General features: G+C 53.9%; 21 protein-coding genes. 20 read left to right on the forward strand and 1 reads right to left on the reverse strand.

The genetic code is table 11. From position 1 onward, the window contains the following. Positions 1-22: 22 nt before the first annotated feature. The 14 genes from ACI0CA_RS09320 to ACI0CA_RS09385 all read left to right on the forward strand — a co-directional run bounded on the left by ACI0CA_RS09320 (position 23) and on the right by ACI0CA_RS09385 (position 10,637). Positions 23-631: an MT-A70 family methyltransferase gene (locus ACI0CA_RS09320; RefSeq protein WP_308449640.1), complete on the forward strand. Its 609-nt coding sequence runs from the start codon at positions 23-25 to the stop codon at positions 629-631. Further along, on the forward strand, positions 631-999 hold the full coding sequence (locus tag ACI0CA_RS09325; RefSeq protein WP_308449639.1) for a PrgI family protein: 369 nt from the start codon (positions 631-633) through the stop codon (positions 997-999). Before ACI0CA_RS09320 ends, ACI0CA_RS09325 begins: the two co-directional genes overlap by 1 nt. Beyond that, the gene (locus ACI0CA_RS09330) at positions 935-3,310 is read left to right on the forward strand and encodes a VirB4-like conjugal transfer ATPase, CD1110 family (protein ID WP_349201329.1); all 2,376 of its coding nucleotides are present in this window, start codon (positions 935-937) and stop codon (positions 3,308-3,310) included. Before ACI0CA_RS09325 ends, ACI0CA_RS09330 begins: the two co-directional genes overlap by 65 nt. Continuing rightward, entirely contained in the window at positions 3,291-4,928 is a 1,638-nt protein-coding gene (locus ACI0CA_RS09335; protein ID WP_308449638.1) for a C40 family peptidase, read from the forward strand. Before ACI0CA_RS09330 ends, ACI0CA_RS09335 begins: the two co-directional genes overlap by 20 nt. 13 nt (positions 4,929-4,941) lie before the next feature. After that, positions 4,942-5,199 (forward strand): DUF4315 family protein, encoded by a 258-nt coding sequence (locus ACI0CA_RS09340; RefSeq protein WP_308449637.1) that lies wholly within the window; start codon positions 4,942-4,944, stop codon positions 5,197-5,199. After that, the gene (locus ACI0CA_RS09345; protein WP_308449636.1) at positions 5,196-5,915 is read left to right on the forward strand and encodes a DUF4366 domain-containing protein; all 720 of its coding nucleotides are present in this window, start codon (positions 5,196-5,198) and stop codon (positions 5,913-5,915) included. Before ACI0CA_RS09340 ends, ACI0CA_RS09345 begins: the two co-directional genes overlap by 4 nt. Continuing rightward, positions 5,912-6,097: a hypothetical protein gene (locus tag ACI0CA_RS09350; protein WP_308449635.1), complete on the forward strand. Its 186-nt coding sequence runs from the start codon at positions 5,912-5,914 to the stop codon at positions 6,095-6,097. Before ACI0CA_RS09345 ends, ACI0CA_RS09350 begins: the two co-directional genes overlap by 4 nt. Then, entirely contained in the window at positions 6,087-6,437 is a 351-nt protein-coding gene (locus ACI0CA_RS09355) for a cysteine-rich VLP domain-containing protein (RefSeq protein WP_308449634.1), read from the forward strand. Before ACI0CA_RS09350 ends, ACI0CA_RS09355 begins: the two co-directional genes overlap by 11 nt. 173 nt (positions 6,438-6,610) lie before the next feature. Then, positions 6,611-7,567, forward strand: a complete 957-nt coding sequence (locus ACI0CA_RS09360) for a hypothetical protein (protein ID WP_308449633.1) — start codon at positions 6,611-6,613, stop codon at positions 7,565-7,567. 9 nt (positions 7,568-7,576) lie between these two features. Beyond that, positions 7,577-8,155, forward strand: a complete 579-nt coding sequence (locus tag ACI0CA_RS09365) for a defense against restriction DarA-related protein (protein WP_308449632.1) — start codon at positions 7,577-7,579, stop codon at positions 8,153-8,155. A gap of 10 nt (positions 8,156-8,165) precedes the next feature. Further along, positions 8,166-8,339, forward strand: a complete 174-nt coding sequence (locus ACI0CA_RS09370) for a DUF4316 domain-containing protein (protein WP_216504207.1) — start codon at positions 8,166-8,168, stop codon at positions 8,337-8,339. Beyond that, positions 8,336-8,680, forward strand: a complete 345-nt coding sequence (locus tag ACI0CA_RS09375) for a plasmid mobilization protein (RefSeq protein WP_308449631.1) — start codon at positions 8,336-8,338, stop codon at positions 8,678-8,680. The genes ACI0CA_RS09370 and ACI0CA_RS09375 overlap by 4 nt, the downstream gene beginning before the upstream one ends. A 161-nt stretch (positions 8,681-8,841) precedes the next feature. After that, a complete protein-coding gene (locus tag ACI0CA_RS09380) occupies positions 8,842-9,129 on the forward strand; it encodes a CD1845 family protein (protein ID WP_395506997.1) in 288 nt (95 codons plus the stop codon). 83 nt (positions 9,130-9,212) lie between these two features. Beyond that, positions 9,213-10,637 (forward strand): relaxase/mobilization nuclease domain-containing protein, encoded by a 1,425-nt coding sequence (locus tag ACI0CA_RS09385; RefSeq protein ID WP_308449629.1) that lies wholly within the window; start codon positions 9,213-9,215, stop codon positions 10,635-10,637. Between the two features lie 185 nt (positions 10,638-10,822). Here the strand turns inward: ACI0CA_RS09385 and ACI0CA_RS09390 are convergent, their stop codons facing one another. Beyond that, positions 10,823-11,185 carry a helix-turn-helix transcriptional regulator gene (locus ACI0CA_RS09390; protein WP_343285070.1) on the reverse strand — a complete coding sequence of 121 codons (363 nt, stop codon included), beginning with the start codon at positions 11,183-11,185 and terminating at the stop codon, positions 10,823-10,825. Positions 11,186-11,391: 206 nt separating this feature from the next. On the opposite strand from ACI0CA_RS09390, the gene ACI0CA_RS09395 reads away from it, so the two are divergent. From ACI0CA_RS09395 to ACI0CA_RS09420, 6 genes are all read left to right on the forward strand, one after another. Next, positions 11,392-12,057: a response regulator transcription factor gene (locus tag ACI0CA_RS09395; protein ID WP_343285055.1), complete on the forward strand. Its 666-nt coding sequence runs from the start codon at positions 11,392-11,394 to the stop codon at positions 12,055-12,057. 157 nt (positions 12,058-12,214) lie between these two features. Then, positions 12,215-13,501, forward strand: a complete 1,287-nt coding sequence (locus ACI0CA_RS09400) for an ATP-binding protein (protein WP_446806991.1) — start codon at positions 12,215-12,217, stop codon at positions 13,499-13,501. A gap of 143 nt (positions 13,502-13,644) precedes the next feature. Then, positions 13,645-14,238: a hypothetical protein gene (locus ACI0CA_RS09405; protein ID WP_446806914.1), complete on the forward strand. Its 594-nt coding sequence runs from the start codon at positions 13,645-13,647 to the stop codon at positions 14,236-14,238. Between the two features lie 458 nt (positions 14,239-14,696). Beyond that, a complete protein-coding gene (locus ACI0CA_RS09410; RefSeq protein ID WP_308449626.1) occupies positions 14,697-15,119 on the forward strand; it encodes an RNA polymerase sigma factor in 423 nt (140 codons plus the stop codon). Between the two features lie 284 nt (positions 15,120-15,403). After that, complete coding sequence (locus tag ACI0CA_RS09415; RefSeq protein WP_178869655.1) at positions 15,404-15,622, forward strand: hypothetical protein; 219 nt, start codon at positions 15,404-15,406, stop codon at positions 15,620-15,622. Positions 15,623-15,693: 71 nt separating this feature from the next. Further along, positions 15,694-17,322: a recombinase family protein gene (locus tag ACI0CA_RS09420; protein WP_308449625.1), complete on the forward strand. Its 1,629-nt coding sequence runs from the start codon at positions 15,694-15,696 to the stop codon at positions 17,320-17,322. Positions 17,323-17,339: the final 17 nt, after the last annotated feature.

A 17,339-nucleotide genomic window follows, 5' to 3' on the forward strand; every position in this document is an offset into this window, starting at 1 on the left:
TCCGACAAGACCGCTTGCTTTCATGCTGGCGGTTTTTTCATGTCCAAAGGAGCGTGACAATATCGAAAAATATTCCATTATCTACGCTGACCCGCCGTGGCGCTACTCTGCAAAGAAAGTGCAGGGCGCGGCAGAAAATCACTACCCCACCATGAGCATTGAGGAATTGTGTGCGCTGCCTGTGGCCGAGCTTGCGGCCAAGGACAGCGCCCTTTTCATGTGGGCGACCTTTCCCCAGCTCCCGGAGGCTCTGCGGCTTATCCGTGCGTGGGGCTTCACCTATAAATCCGTTGCGTTCGTCTGGCTCAAAAAGAACAAAAAGGCGGATAGCTGGTTTTATGGGCTGGGCTTCTGGACGAGGGCGAACGCCGAGATCTGTCTGCTGGCGACCAAGGGACACCCGAAGCGGCAGGCCGCCGACATTCACCAGTTTATCATTTCGCCCATCGAAGCCCACAGCAAAAAGCCGGATGAAACCCGTGATAAGATCGTTGCCCTCATGGGCGATTTGCCCCGTGTGGAGCTGTTCGCACGGCAGACCTCTCCCGGCTGGGATGTGTGGGGCAACGAGGTAGAGCCGACGATCCCGGACTTTGGGACAAATTGTCCCAAACTGGAGGTGACAGACTGATGCCCTATGTGAATGTCCCGAACGACCTTTCCAAGATCAAGACAAAAATCGCGTTCAACCTCACCAAGCGGCAGCTCATTTGTTTTGGTATCGGGGCGGCGGTGGGTATTCCGACCTACCTTTTGACCCGGCAGGCCATCGGCAACACCGGGGCACTGTTCGCTATGCTGGCGATCATGCTCCCGGCGTTCCTGCTGGCGATGTACGAAAAGGACGGACTGCCCTTTGAAAAGGTGATCCGCAACATCGTCCGGGTCAAGTTTACCCGCCCCGGCATCCGCCCGTACCGAACGAAAAATATCTATGCCCCATTTGCGCGAAAGGAGAAGCCTATTGAGCAAAGCAAAAAAGCAGAAAAATGCAAATAAGCACCGGGCGCTGTCCGCCCAGCAGACCATTCCCTATATCGCCATGCACCCAGACGGGATCTGCCAGCTCCCCGGCGGGCTTTACACAAAGACGCTGGAATATGAGGACATCAATTATGCCGTGGCGTCCACGGAGGATCAGACTGCCATTATCAGCGGGTGGAGCGCGTGCCTGAATTATTTTGACAGCTCTCTACCGTTCCAGCTTTCCTTTGTCAACCGCCGCAGCCGCAATGTTAGCCGCTACAAAGTGAATATCCCGGCGCAGGAGGATGACTTCAACAGCATCCGGGGCGAATATGTGGAAATGCTCAAAGGCCAGATCGCCAAGAGCAACAACGGCATTGAGCGGTACAAATACATCACCTTTGGCCTGCCTGCCGAGGGTGTAGCGGAGGCGCGTCCCCGGCTGGGGCGCGTGGAGGCGGATGTCATGGGCAATCTGAAACGGCTGGGCGTCCAGTCCCGCCCGCTGGATGGCCGGGATCGGCTGGCGGTGCTGCATGGGCAGATGCACCCCGGCGGGCGTGAGCCGTTCCGCTTTGCGTGGAAAGATATTACCAAGACAGGCATGGGGACAAAGGACTACATCGCCCCGGACAGTTTCGACTTTCGGCAGAACCGGACTTTCCGTGTCGGCCAGATGTGGGGCGCGGCGTCCTATTTGCAGATCATGGCGTCGGAGCTTTCGGATAAGCTGCTGGCGGAGATTTTGGAGCTGGACGCCGAGCTGACCGTCACCATGCACATTCAGACGGTAGACCAGCTCAAGGCCATTAAGACGATCAAGGGAAAAATCTCCGACATAGGCCGCATGAAAGTGGAGGAACAGAAAAAGGCTGTCCGTGCCGGGTATGATATGGAGATTTTGCCGCCTGACCTCATTACCTTTTCCAAGGACGCCGCCGAGCTGCTCTCCGACCTGCAAAGCCGCAATGAGCGAATGTTCCTGCTGACCTTTACTGTGGTGAACCTCGCTCCCACCCGGCAGCGGCTTGAAAACGATGTGTTCACGGTGAGCGGCATCGCGCAGAAATACAACTGCGCCCTGCGCCGTCTGGACTGGCAGCAGGAGCAGGGGTTTGTGTCCTCGCTGGCGCTTGGCTACAACGGCATTGAGATCCAGCGGGGCATGACTACCAGCTCCACGGCCATTTTCATTCCCTTTATGACCCGTGAGCTTCGCATGGACGGACAGGCGCTCTACTACGGCATGAACGCTCTTTCCAATAATGTCATCATGGCTGACCGCAAAAAGCTCAAATCCGCCAACGGAATGTACCTCGGCTCTACGGGCAGCGGCAAGAGCTTTGCCGCCAAGCGGGAGCTGATCAATGTGTTCCTCGCCACCAATGACCGCATCATCGTGGTTGACCCGATGGGCGAATATGCCCCGCTGGTGCGGCGCTTGGGCGGGCAGGTCATTGAGATCGCCCCGGACAGCCCGCACCACATTTCGCCTATGGACTTGCAAATGAATATCAATGACGAGGACAGTCCGCTTTCCATGAAGGCGGATTTTCTGCTGTCCCTGTGTGAGCTGATCGTGGGCGGCAAGGAGGGCTTGCAGCCCATCGAGAAAACCGTCATTGACCGCTGTGTGCGGCTGGTGTACCGGGAGATGGCGCTGGGACTGGAACCAGCGAAAACGCCGCTGCTGCAAGATCTGTATGAGGAGCTGCTGCGCCAGCCCGAGCCGGAGGCGCGGCGGGTGGCGACGGCGTTGGAGCTTTACTGCACAGGCTCTCTCAACCTGTTCAACCATCCCACGAATGTTGACCTCAATTCCCGTGTGGTCTGCATTGTCCTAAAGGGCTTGGGTGAAAACCTCCGCAAAATCGCCATGCACACCACCAATGAATTTGTCACGGCGGCGGTAAACGCCAACCATGCCGAGGGCGTGGCGACTTGGTGCTACTTTGACGAGTTCCATATCCTGCTCCGTGATCCGTTGACGGCCAGTTACTTTGTGGCGGTCTGGAAAATGCTCCGCAAAAAGGGCTGCGTCCCCTCGGCTCTGACGCAGAATGTGAAAGACCTGCTGGCCAGCCGGGAGATCGAAAACATTCTGGACAACACGGATTTCATGGTGTTGCTGTCGCAGGCGCAGAGCGACCGTGCGATCTTGGCAAAGCAGCTCGGTATTTCCGAGCATCAGCTCTCCTACATCACGCACTCCAATTCCGGCGAGGGCTTGCTGTTCTATGGAAATGTCACCATCCCGTTTGTAGACCGTTTCCCCCGTGGAGAGATCTATGACCTGCTGACTACCCGCCCGGAGGATCTTGCCCATGAGCGAACAGACGAGTAACCCCACTTCGGGACAAAATGTCCCGAAGTCCAAGTTTCGGCGGAAAAGCCGGCAAGAGCAAACGGCGGCGTCCAAGCTGCGGATGGAGTGCCGGGGCGAGAAGCTGGACGCCGCCCGGGAGAAGCTGGCAAAGCAGAAGCCGCCGAAAAAGCCCGGTGCGGTCAAGCGCCTTACCCACGCTGCCGGACACGGCGTCCACGGCTTTGTGCATGGCAAACTCTATGAGGTCGAGCATGAAAATGTCGGCACAGAGGGCGCACACCGTTCCGAGCTGGTAGCAGAGTCCGTGTACCGCTTTGGCAGGCGCAAGCTCCGCAAGGCCATCCGGGAACACCCGGCAAAGGCCGTGGAGCGTGCCGAGAGCAAGCACATCAAGGCCACGGCGGATTATTACTACCGCAAGACCGTGGAGGAACACCCGGAAATGCAGGATGGCGGCGCGGTGTCCCGGTATCTGCAAAAGCAGAAGATCAAGCGCCAGTACGCAAAGCAGGCGCGGGAGGCTGCCAGACAGACCGCCAAGGCCGCCGAGGGCACGGCGTCCGTCACTGGTAAGTTGACGGAAAAGGTGTCCGCCTATATTAAGGAACACCCCGGCGGGCTGCTCCTGCTGCTGGCGGCGTTTCTGCTGCTGGTAGTACTGCAATCGTGTATGTCCTCGCTGGTAACGGTGGGCAACGGCGTGGCCGGAGCCATCGGCGCGTCCACCTATGCCGCTGAGGATGCTGACCTGCTGGGGGCGGAGGCCGCCTACTGCGCTCTGGAGGACGAGCTGCAACGCTACCTCGACACCTACACCCGTACCCATGACTATGACGAATATCATTTTGACCTCGACACCATTGAACACGATCCCTATGTGCTGCTGTCCATCGTTTGCGCGCTCCATGAGGGCGAGTGGACGCTGGACGAGGTGCGGGGGACGCTCCAAATGCTCTTTGACCGCCAGTACATTTTGACCGAGGATGTGGTGGTGGAGGTGCGCTACCGTACCGTTACCCGGACGGACAGTGAGGGCAACAACTATGATGTTGAAGTTCCGTACAACTATTACATCTGCTATGTCACACTTGAAAACTTCAATCTCTCCCATCTGCCCGTTTACCTCATGGGCGAGGAAACCCTGTCCCGGTACGCCCTCTACATGGCGACGCTGGGCAACCGTCCCGACCTGTTCCCGTCCTCGCCCTATGTGGGCAAGTACACCAGCAAGCCCCCGTTGCATGAGATCCCGGAGGACTACCTTGCCGATGAAACCTTTGCCGCCATTCTAAAAGAGGCGGAAAAGTATGTGGGATACCCCTATGTTTGGGGCGGCAGCAGCCCGTCCACATCCTTTGACTGCTCCGGCTTCGTCAGCTATGTTTACAACCAATGCGGCTGGGACTTCGGGCGGCTGGGGGCGCAGGGGCTATACAACATCTCCGCACGGACAAGCAGCCCCAAGCCCGGCGACTTGGTATTTTTCACAGGGACTTATGATACGCCGGGGATCTCCCATGTGGGCATCTATGTGGGCGATGGCTGGATGCTTCATTGTGGCGACCCCATCAGCTATGCCAACCTCAACACGAGTTACTGGCAGTCCCATTTCTACGCCTACGGAAAATTGTTTTGACAGGAGGTTTTTTATGGCTATCTCCAAAAGCGCGAAAATTCAGGCTGAGATCGAAAAGGTCATGGCCAAGATCAACGAGCAGCAGGCACGGCTCAAGGAGCTGGAACAGAAAAAGCTGGAGGCCGAGAACAGCGAGATCGTGGAGATCGTGCGCGGCATGAGCGTTTCGCTCACCGACCTGCCCGTGCTGCTTCAGACCATCAAGAGCGGCGGCACTTTGGGACAGATTGTCCCGAAGTCCGATTCCGCGGATAAGGAGGACAGCGAATGAACAAGTGGATGAAGAAGCTGACGGCGGCGCTCTGCGCCGCTGTTTTGATGTGCGGCATGGCGGTCACGACCTACGCCGGGGGCGGTGAGGAATGGGATGGCCTTGCCCCGGTAGAGCCGCTGCCCACAGAAACCGTTGACCCCGGCGAGGGCTTCACCGAGGACGGCAACCTTGTGACCCGTGACCTGCTCTACGATAAGGCCACCAACAAGCAGTTCATCACGGTGCAGACCAGCGGCGGCAACACCTTTTACATCGTCATTGACTATGACAAGCCCACCGACGAGGACGGCGAGCAGTACCAGACCTACTTTTTGAACATGGTGGACGAGGCTGACCTGCTGGCGGCGATGCAGGCGGCGGGCGATGAGCTGCCGGAGTGTTCCTGTGCCGACAAATGCGCCGTGGGCGCTATCAACACGGATTGCACCGTCTGCGCTGTAAATATGGGCGAGTGCCAGGGCAAGGCTCCCGAGCCTGCGCCCGTGGTGGAGCCGGAGCCTGACCCCGAGCCGGAGCAGTCCAAAAGCAGCAGCGGGACACTCCTGCTGGTTCTGGCCGTGGCGGTCATCGGCGGCGCGGCGGGCTGGTATTTCAAAATCTACCGTCCCAAGAAGCAGCAGGCTACCGACGCTGCGGAGGACTATGGCGACGATTATGACGATACCCCGCCTTGGGAGGACGAGGACGAAACGGAAAGCGAGGGCGAGGAATGAGATTTACCAACAGTCCTTATGAGGACTTTATGAAAGAAAAGAGCTACTTCAAGGGTGTTCCGCTCAGCCTGCCGCCCAAAGGCTCCCGCTGTGACGGCTGCTCCTACTGGCGCGGGATCGGTTGCGTGTTCTGCTACCGGGAACAGCTCAAGTCCAAGACAGGGGGCAAAAATGAGCCGTGAGCTGACCCGGCAGGAAAAAACGGCGATCCGTAAGCTGGTGACAAAATGGTGCGCCAACTACGATAAAGATTATGGCTGCCTGCCGCTGGACTGTCCCTGCTATATGCTGGGCAAGTGCTGGACAGGCGCTTATTGCCGCTATTTCCGTTCGGCGGTGCTGCCCCTTGATCCCGTGCTGGAAAGGTCGCTGACCGTGGAGCGTATCACGGAAGCCCGGCCTTGCCCGGTGTGCGGCAGGGCTTTTCTTCCGGATGGGCGGCAGCGGTACTGCTCCCCGGTCTGCGCCGGGGCTGCCCTGCGGGAGCAGAAGCGGGCGTATATGCGCCGCAAACGGAGGTAGCGCGTGGAAAAATAGCCCCGGAAAACGCCTGCATTTACAAGGCTTTTCCGGGGCGCTTTTGGGGTGGGCGGTATGTTTTCCTGCCCGCCCCTGTTTTTGCAGAAATGCTTTCCACATCCAAGCGCCGAGCTTTGGGACATTTTGTCCCGAAGTCCCGGCTGAAAGGAGGACTTATGCCTAAATATTATGAGATCAGCGAGGCGGCGGCAAAGCGGGCAAAGGACATGAACAGCTATTCCGACTATGCCCCCGGCTCGGCCACGGCGGGCTACCGGGCGATGGTGGATGAAGCCTATGCGCTGGCAGAGAAGCAGAAGGCACAGGCCGATCCCATGTACCACGATAAGATCGATGCCCTTGTTGACCGCTACGCCCGCAGGCTGGCGGAAAATCTCAATGAGCGCAACGCCATTGATGCCCGTGTGCCGTCCATTCTAATCACCGGGGGCGGCAATTTCCCCGTGGCGAAAAAGGTCAAGCAGAACGCCGCCAGGGATCGCAACTACGGCGAGTACGCCGAAATTGAAAAGCTGCTGGACAAGATCCGCTCCACAGGCAGGGGCGGTATCAGCGCCGACGATGACCTTGCCGTGGAAAAGCTCACGAAAAAGCTGGAGGGAATGGAGTCCCAGCAGGCCATGATGAAAGCGGTCAATGCCTATTTTCGCAAGCATAAGACGCTGGAGGGCTGTCCCGAGCTGACGGCGGAACAGGTAGAAAAGGTCAAGGCGTCCATGTCCCAAGACTGGCGCAAAGACCCCGTTCCGTTTCCGTCCTATCTGCTCACCAACAATAACGCCAACATCCGCCGTGTACGCCAGCGCATCGAGGAACTGAGCCACAAGGCGGAGTTTGTGGGCTGGACATTTCCCGGTGGGGAGGCCAAGGTCAATGAGGCGGAGAACCGCTTGCAGCTCATTTTTGCGGATAAGCCGGACGCCGATACCCGGCAGGCGCTTAAAAGCGAAGGCTTCAAATGGGCGCCCAGCCAAGGGGCATGGCAGCGGCAGCTCAATCAGAACGCCATCCGTGCCGCCGCAAGGCTGGACTTCCTGCGCCCGGAGGATGGCAAAAGCCCCTATCAGCTCCAGCCCTTTGCAAAACGGGCGGAAAAGGATGTATCACGGTGAGGAGGGTATATGGACAAAAACCAAGGCTATGAGATCATCAAGGCCGTCATGCTGGAAAACGGCAGGGGCTTTGCGCTGGGGCATCATCCTACCGCTCCCTCGCCCTATGTCACATGGGCTTGCTACGATGACAAGGACGGCCAGCGGCAGTATGAATGGGGGCATTACGGCAGCGACCGTGCCGCTTTGGAACAGGACTTTGCGGCGCGGGTGCAGGAGTACCAGCGCCTTTACAATGTCGGTGTCAGGCGGGTCGAGGCTCCCGGCCTTTACAAGTATTATTCTACCCAGCGTCCCGTGGACATCGGGACATTTCCCAAGCCGCCCCGCAACGCCCCAGATGAGATCGTCAACTACGATCAGCGTGTCCCGGTTGAAAACGGATCGTTTCTGGCGTGGGGGCATTTGACCTACACACGGCCATTGACCAAGCGACAGGCGTCTGACTATGAGCTACGGCCTGCGCCCGACAATCCCGACAGACCCCGTTCGATCCGGGAGCAGATGAAAACCGCCGCAAAACAGGTCGAGGCTGACCGGGGGCAAGCCGCCCCAAAGAAAAATGCCCCTGACCGGGGCGACAGATAGGAGGACATTTATGGAGCAGGAACGCAATCCCAACAAGAACGCCGAGCTTGCGATGGAGCAGAACGGGAACATGATCGACGGCATCATCAACAATCTGCCTGTGCCGCCCCCGGCAGAAAAGCCGCTGGACAAGGTGCGGGAACACCCGCCCAAGCGCCGCAGCCGGGAGCGTGAGGAGCGTTGACAAAAAAGCGGCGGCGCTCTGTCCATCTTCATGTGATGGTGACGCCGGAGGAACAGGCATTGATCGCTGACCGCATGACCGAGGCCGGAATCTCCAACATGGGAGCTTATATGCGGAAAATGGCGCTCAACGGCTATGTCCTCCACGTTGACCTCTCGGACATCCGGGAGCTGGTGGCCTTGCAGCGGCGGTGTGCCAACAACCTAAACCAAGTGGCCGTCCATGCCAACACCTACGGCATCTACCCCTCGGAGATCGCGGCGCTCCAAAAGGACTATGCCGACCTTTGGGAGCCGCTGTCCGAGCTGCTGAAAAAGCTGTCGGCTGTGGTGAGCCTATGATTTGTCGGGGAGCGGCCTTGTGCCGTTCCCCGGCTTTCACGACCTCGGGACAAAATGTCTCGAGGTCGTGAAAGCTCGACATCCTTGTGCGCCTATTTTCCCAGAGGTATAATATGGGTAGAAGGACAAACCAACTTGATTTTTTGATGGAGGTAGCTGCTATGATCGTTCTCAAAATCCTTGCCGCCCCCGTGATGGTGGCGCTGTCCCTGCTGGCCGCTATGGTCACATTCCTGTTCTGCGTGGCGTCCGCCGTATGTGAGCTGGGTTGCATCGCGCTGACGCTGCTCTCCCTGATCCTATTCATCGGTGGGCAGACGGTGGGCGGGATCGTGTTCCTCGTCCTTGCGTTCCTCGTTTCTCCCTTTGGCGTTCCCGCTATCGCTGAGTGGCTGGTGGACAGACTGCACTCTGCCAAGTTTGCCCTGCGGGATTTCATCACCGGCTGATACTTCGGGACAAAATGTCCCAAAGCAGGAACAACGGTGGCTGACCACAGCCGCCGTTTGTCATATCAAAAGGAGGACTGCCTATGGCCACAACCTATTTCAAGAAGCACAAAATCAGCAAGGGCGAAACCATCGCACAGTCCTTGAAAGAACGGTTTGACTATGGTAAAAACCCGGACAAGACCGAGGGCGGCGAGCTGATTTCTTCTTATGCTTGCGACCACATGACCGCCGATGCGGAGTTCCTGCTCGCCAAGGCCAAGTACAAGGCCACCACGGGCCGGGAGCAGCGGTGGGACGCGGATGTGCTGTGCTATCAGATCCGCCAGTCATTCATGCCCGGGGAGATCACGCCGGAGGAGGCAAACCGCATCGGCTATGAAACGGCCATGCGCTGGACAAAGGGCAAGTATGCCTTTTTTGTTGCTACCCACACGGACAAGGCACACATCCATAATCACATTTATTACAATTCGACCTCGCTGGACTGCACCCGGAAATTCCGGGACTTCATCGGCTCTGGCCGTGCGGTGCGGCGGCTCTCTGACCGCATTTGTCTTGAAAATGATCTGTCCGTCATCACCAACCCCAAACTGCACAGCAGGGGACGATTTCTCCATTACGGGGCATGGCTGGGGACGGAGCGGCAGCCCCCATACAAGGAGCAGCTACGGCTTGCCATCAATGAAGCTCTTGCCAAACGCCCCGCCGATTTTGATGCTTTCCTCCGGCTCATGGAGGCGTCCGGCTTCACGGTCAAGCATGGGCGCGGCGGCGCAATTTCTTTTCTTGTTCCGGGGCAGGAGCGGGCGACCCGGCTGCGGGCATCTACCCTCGGGGACGGCTACGATCCCGAGGACATCAAGGCGGTTATCGCCGGGGAGCGTCCGCTCCCGGATCAGTCTGTCCCTGCGCCTGTTGTCCTTCGCCGTGTCAATCTGATCGTGGATATAGAGGAACGGCTGCGCTCTGGTAAGGGTGCTGCCTATGCACGGTGGGCGAAGGTTTACAATCTCAAGCAGATGGCGGCGGCACTTCAATTCATGCAGGAGCAGAACATCACCGAGTATGACCAGCTCTTCGCCAAGGCCGAGAACGCCGTTTCCCATTTTCATACGCTGACGGAACAGCTTCGGCAGACCGAGGCCGACCTTTCCCATACCTCCGAGCTGATGGGAGCCGTGGTGCGGTACGCCAAGACCCGCCCCATCTTTGACGGGTACAAGGCCGCAAAGTACAGCCGAAAATATCTTGCCGAGCATGAGGCGGAGCTGGCGGACTACCGGGCAGCCAAGGCTACAATGGGAGAGTTGCTGGGCGGTGAGAAGCTGCCCAAAATGGCAGAGCTAAAAGAAAAACGCCGCCAACTGGCGGCGCGGAAAAAGGCACTCTACGCTGACTACCGAACGGCGCAGGAGCAAATGCGGCAGGCCGTGGCAGTCAAGGCCAATATCGACCATCTGCTGGGTGTCACGGACGGCCAGCACAAAAAGGAACAGGAGCGATAGCGAACGGTGACGCAGGCAAATTACTTTGGGACAAAATGTCCCAAAGCCGGGTTTGGGGAGGCTCCCCAACAAGCATTTTTGCAGCCCGCCGGGATGCAAAAATAGCAAGTGTGGCTACACTTGCCCTGCTTGCCGTTAGTGCGTACCCCGGAAACCCCATGAAAAAACGGAGGCAGCGCCGTTTCTTACGCTCCCTCCGTTTCTCTGGCTTTTTGTATTCCCTCTGCGGTGGCTTCCATGATCGTCAATTCATTCTCGTCCATTGTGTTTAGCATCCTGTCAATGTGCTGGCGGCAATCACTTTCTTCATTCTGTTTGTCAGGATAGAAGAATTGATCAACGGAAATATCCAGCAAAGTGACGATTTTATAAAAGGTATTCAAGCTCGGATGCTGACCACGATTTTCAAAATACATAATGGAACGAGGTGTACGATCAACGAGCTGCGCGAGGTATTCCTGCGTCCAGCCTTTGGCTTCTCTTTTGCGCTTGATCTCCCGGCCTAATGCGTGGAAGTCGAGCCGTCTTTCATCTTGGTACATTCTCATATCACCCATATATTATTCTACATTTCGGGTTTGGTTATGAGAACGAAACACGATTTTATGTTTTGGTAGTATTTTATTTTATCAGCGTTTTCAGTAACGGCATTGATAGATTGAAAGAATGGCAGTAAAATAAATGCGGATACAATTTCAGACTCCATAATAGATACATATTTCTCTGCTATACTTGAAAAATTGGAGGTGGGACAATGCAGAAGATTTTAATTGTCGAAGATGATATTGACATTCAGGATATATTGAAAAATCATCTGATTGATGCGAGATATGAAGTTGCTGTTGCTTCTGACGGCGTGGCGGGGATTGCAATGTTTGATGATACAATCGACCTTGTGCTGTTAGATATTATGCTCCCTAAAATCGACGGCTATGGTGTATGTGAGGTCATTCGCAAAAGGTCACAAGTCCCTATTATTATGCTTACTGCGCTTTCGGATGAAGAAAACCAGTTGCGGGGTTTTGAACAGCAGATTGATGATTACATTCCAAAGCCCTTTTCGCCCAAAATCCTGCTGTGCAAGATTGCGGCTATTCTTCGCCGTAGGACTGCGGAAAATCAAAATCAATCCCTGCTTACTTATAAAGAGCTGAGTATGGACGTTGACGGATTCCATGTATATCAAGGCGGAAACGAGGTTGTTTTAACCAGCAAAGAGTTTGCGCTTCTTAGGCTTATGATTGAAAATCAAGGAAAGGTTTTTACTCGGCAAATGCTACTGGACCAATTGTGGGCGGAGGATTTGGAGGTCGAGGATCGAATCGTTGACAGTCATATAAAGAACATTCGTAAAAAGTTAAATGCTGACTATATAAAAACAATCAGAGGGGTGGGATACAGAATTGACAAAGTACATTAAGCAACGGTTATCCGTCAAGATTTTTATAATTACATTTCTTCTACTGGGTACAGCTTGTGGTGGAACATATTTTTTCATTTCAAAACTGTTACCTACGACATACTCCAATTTGATAAATGCGACTACGGAGAAAGCCGCCATGCACCTTGCCGAGCAAATGGCGGATTTTAATAATATAGACGATTGTGAAAATGAATTGGCTGATTTTTCAGCGAAAACAAATGCCGCTTTTTGGATTGAGGACAGCAACGGCAATATTATCTATCCGAATGAAGTGGCTACGGAAATTTCTACTGTTTCAGCAGATCAAGCAGTTACATTTGATGAAGATGAATCGTTCATAGATATGCAGCTGTCCGGGGCAACTACAACGAACTTTTACCCAATTACTCTAAAAAACGGGGCTGCTTATACGCTGGTAGTTCAAACGGATTTGTTTGTCGTACAGCAGGCAACAAAAGTATTGCTGTCCATATTTCCGTATGTTATCCTAATGGTCTTTCTGCTTTCTCTCCTTTGTGCAGGGCTCTATACACGGTACATCACTCGACCTATTGTGCGACTGAGCAAGATTTCAAAGCAAATGGCGGAACTGGATTTTTCTGGTCAATGTACTGCTGCGCGGGAAGATGAATTGGGGTGCTTGGCACAAAATCTAAATTCGTTGTCGGCCTCGCTCTCTACTGCGCTGAATGATCTTCAAACTGCAAACCAGCAGCTCAAGACAGATATGGAAAAGGAACAAGCATTAGAGCAACAGCGGGTAGAATTTTTCTCGGCAGCCTCCCACGAACTGAAAACACCGCTGACTATTTTGAAAGGTCACTTGTCGGGGATGCTGAACGGGATCAGCGGCTATGAAAACCACACAGAGTACATGGAGCGTTCCCTTGCAGTTGTTGACAGGATGGAAAATCTGATAAAAGAATTGTTGTATGTTTCTAAAACGGAGGGAACTCAGAAATCCGCATATAAAGTCGTTGACTTTGCGGAAGTATTCCGGGTACAGCTTGCCACGGTTTCAGATTTATCGGAAGAAAAGAAACAGCACCTTGAGGTCAATATTCCTGACCGACTTTACTGTGAAGTGGAACAAGTGCAGATGGAACGGGCAATTCAGAACATATTGGTAAACGCAATTCGGTATTCTCCAAGTAACGAATCAATCCATATAACTTTGTCTGAAATACACGGTACGATTCGTGGTGAAATTGAAAATACAGGTGTCCATGTGCCTGATGATGCCCTCCCGCATTTGTTTGAAGCTTTCTACCGGGCGGACGCATCCCGTAACCGTAATACAGGCGGAACTGGATTAGGGCTTTATATTGTTCGCAAAATCATGGAAATGCACCATGCAAAGTACAGCATCACTAACACAAGCAACGGCGTAATGTTTTGGTTTGAACTGCCTTGCAAGCAGCCAATAGATAACTCCATCTAAAATCCATAATCTATGCAAACTATATCCAAGTTGTTTTGCTATATTTTAGCTGTCCTTAAGGGGCAGCTAAAATTTTTATAAAGCGAGGTCTTATCTATGAAGAACAAAAAATATTAGCAGTGGGCTTGTGCGGAGCAATCTGTTTGAGCCTTGCCGGTTTTACTTATGCAAATGCACTGGCTTCAGACGCACCAAAGAATTTGGCATCTGAAACTGAAAACACATCCGGCGTCGATATTCTCTATCATGATACGGATGGTGGACAAATCAGCGTTGACGGTAAAAATTGGGTTGCCGAGGCAGATTATGAGAAGAACAATGCGGCACCGGATGTGCAGTGGTGGACAGCCGAAGAGTACGAGGCTTGGATGAACGAACAGAAAAATGAAATGGAAGCGTTGATTGGAACTGGAGATGGTTGGTATGATGGGCAAGGCGTATTCCATGAATTTACGCAGGAAAGCGTAGATGCTATGATGGACAGCTATAAGGAAACTCTGGAAAGTATCAAAAAGGGAGTATTGTATTCCAAAGACGACGGTGACGGCGATACCTACTCCATGATTCCACCTACTGAAGATGTAGTTTCCTCTTATAGTGTTGATGTAACAAAAGATAATGGAAAAACAGTACACATTGGGGATTATTCCACAGTTGAGGAATTAGATAAAGCCATTTCTGATGCAGTTAAAAATGGTCAACTCACACAAGAAGAAGCGGACTCCGTTCAGAAATAATGACTAAGCCATTCTGCCGGACGACGGCAAAAGAAAAAAAGCCGTCGTAATGCAGACAAATTGACACGCCCATTTGAAACGGCGGCTTTGATTTTCAGAGCCGCCGTTTCTTTGCGCCTACACACAAACCAATGACGACCCATTGAAACTGTAAAGGCACGGTGGCCTATGGAGGTATCGCCGTGTCCATTTTTGCTTTCTGTAATCCCCCTAATACTCTGCGGTCAAAAAAAGCCCATGCCCCGCAACGGAGTATTCTGGATATGAACATGAAATAAATAAGTACAATAATAACGGTAATATTTCGTGCGCCCGCATAGCGTCATGCTGTGCGGGCGTTTTTATATGCCTGCACCTTGGGACAATTTGTCCCAAAGCGGCCAGCCCCGGCTGCCGATCCCCGCCGTTCCTCCGTTCTGTTCACCCACCCACACATGAACCGAATGGAGGAAATACAAATGACGACCATCAATCTGAAGGACTTTTACGCTTGGTACACCCATGATGAATACATCGAAGTTTCCGACGAAGTGGCCGCCGAACTGAAGGCGGGCAAGCTGTATGAGGCAGCCTATCAGCGGCGCACGACCCGCAACAAGGCGCAGTATTCCCTCGACTGTGACGATGGGATCGAATACTCGGCCTGCCTGCATGAACCGACGCCGCAGGAGCTTCTGGATCGCATGGAGCTGTTCGTCCACCTGTGGAATGCCCTCAACTCTCTGCCGGAGGTGCAGGGCGTCCGGGTAGAGGCGCATTTGATCCTCGGCAAAAGCTACCGCCAGATTGCCCGGGAGCAGGGTGTGGACAAAAGCGCCGTTCGCCATTCCGTCAAAAGCGGCAAGGCGGCCATGAGAAAATATTTGAAAAAATTTCTCTAAGGGTATCTCCATTTGCCCGATTTTTGTCCTTGGTATATGAGAGGTAGTTTTCACCTCTCCGCAGCAAAGTAGTTGATGCTCCGTGACGGATCGTCGCTATCCGCTGTGAGGGAGCGCCGCATTGAATACGAGCTGTCTTATGACAGGCCAACAGGAGCGGGTGCGGCGCTCCCAACTGTCAAAAACACCTTGGGACATTTCGTCCCAAGGTCATAAGTCACAGGCCAGCGCTTTTATGAGGCGCTGGCCTTTCCCTGTTGCCGAGAATTGAAAAGGAGGTCTTTATGCAGCAGAGAAAACAACATACCGCATTTGCTGTGGATGGCTACGCCATCACCGCCAGCTTCGCAGACTGCAAAAATGCGGCAGCGCTCCATCATGTAAAGCAGATTTTACTATCTTCCTTTGCCAACAATACGGCAAAAAATAGCTCCGGCGACATCCTTGCAATCCCTCCCGAACAGAGGGATAATAATAGTGGGGGTAGTCCCTATGTACCTTGAAAACTTCATATTCCCCGCGTATTGATTGCGTTTTTTCATTGACCCATCGACAAATGAAAGGACGGATCAATATGATGATGGAAAACAGAATGATGACAGGTAATCGAGTCGATTGCCTATACCGCGTGTCCACCGACAAGCAGGTGGACTACAATGACAAAAGCCAAGCCGACATTCCCATGCAGCGCAGGGAGTGCCATCGCTTCTGTGAAAAAATGGGCTGGACGATCGTTCATGAGGAACAGGAGGACGGTGTGTCCGGGCATAAGGTTAGAGCCGAAAACCGGGACAAGCTGCAAATCATCAAGGAACGAGCCAAGCAGGGAAAATTCGATATTCTGCTTGTGTTCATGTTTGACCGCATCGGGCGTATCGCTGACGAAACGCCCTTTGTAGTGGAATGGTTTGTTAAGAACGGCATCCGGGTCTGGAGTACGCAGGAGGGTGAGCAGCGTTTTGATAATCACACGGACAAGCTCACCAACTACATCCGCTTCTGGCAGGCCGACGGCGAAAGCGAAAAGACTTCAATTCGCACAAAAACCGCTCTCGGCCAGCTTGTCGAGGACGGCGGTTTCAAGGGCGGTCTTGCTCCCTATGGGTATGACCTTGTAAAAAGCGGACGCTTCAATAAACGCAAGCACGAGGTTTTTGAGCTGGCTATCAATGAAGCCGAGGCCGCTGTGGTACGGATTATCTTTGACAAGTATGTGCATGAGGGTTTCGGCGCTCAACGGATCGCCACCTACTTAAATAACCTCGGCTATCGGGCGAGAACGGGTAAAATGTGGCATCACGCCAGCATCCGGGGTATCATTTGCAATCTGACATATACCGGGGTGCTTCGCAGCGGCGAAAGCCGCTCCCAAACGCTGCCCCACTTGCAAATCATAACGCCGGAGCTATTCGAGGCCGCACAACACATTCGTACCTCCCGTGCCAACTCCGCCGAACAGGAACGGCGTGTACCGCTGAATACCCGTGGTCAGTCCTTGCTGGCCGGGAATGTCTTTTGCGGGCATTGTGGCTCCCGGCTGGCGCTCACCACCAACGGCAAGGCTTATCCATGCAAGGAAAATGCTCACCGCATTGTAAAGCGTGTGCGGTATATCTGCTACGGCAAGACACGCAAGCAAACCGAATGTGATGGGCAGACTGGCTACACAGCGCATATTCTTGACGGTATCATTGATAAAGTGGTGCGGCAGATCTTCGAGCGAATGAAAGCAATCCCTAAAAGTGAGATCGTCAATATCCGCTATCGTGAAAAGATGGAAGAACGGAAAACGCTTCTCAAAAGTGCAAAATCAGACTACGCCAAAGCCGCCGCCGAGCTTGATACGCTCCGGGCAGAGGTTATTAAATCCCTCCGGGGCGAAAGTGCTTTTTCGCAGGATTTGCTTGGTTCTTTGATTTCTGACTGTGAGACAAAATGTCTCGAAGTTCAGCACACTATGGAGGCGGCGCAGGCGGCCTACGACGAGGGACAGGCCATGCTGGACGCCTTAAACGCTCAGTATGACGATATTATTTCATGGGCGGATATGTACGACAGCGCCAGCACGGAGTCAAAGAAAATGATTGTGAGCTGCCTGATCCGGCGTGTGGAAGTGTATCGAGACTATCGGCTGCATATCGACTTCAACATTGACTTTGAGCAGTTCAGCGCTGGGCTGGACATTTCGGCAATCGCCGCATAAGAAAAGCCCGCTTCAAA

Source organism: Hominenteromicrobium mulieris (assembly GCF_046197855.1).
Classification (GTDB): Bacteria; Bacillota; Clostridia; order Oscillospirales; family Acutalibacteraceae; genus Hominenteromicrobium; species Hominenteromicrobium mulieris.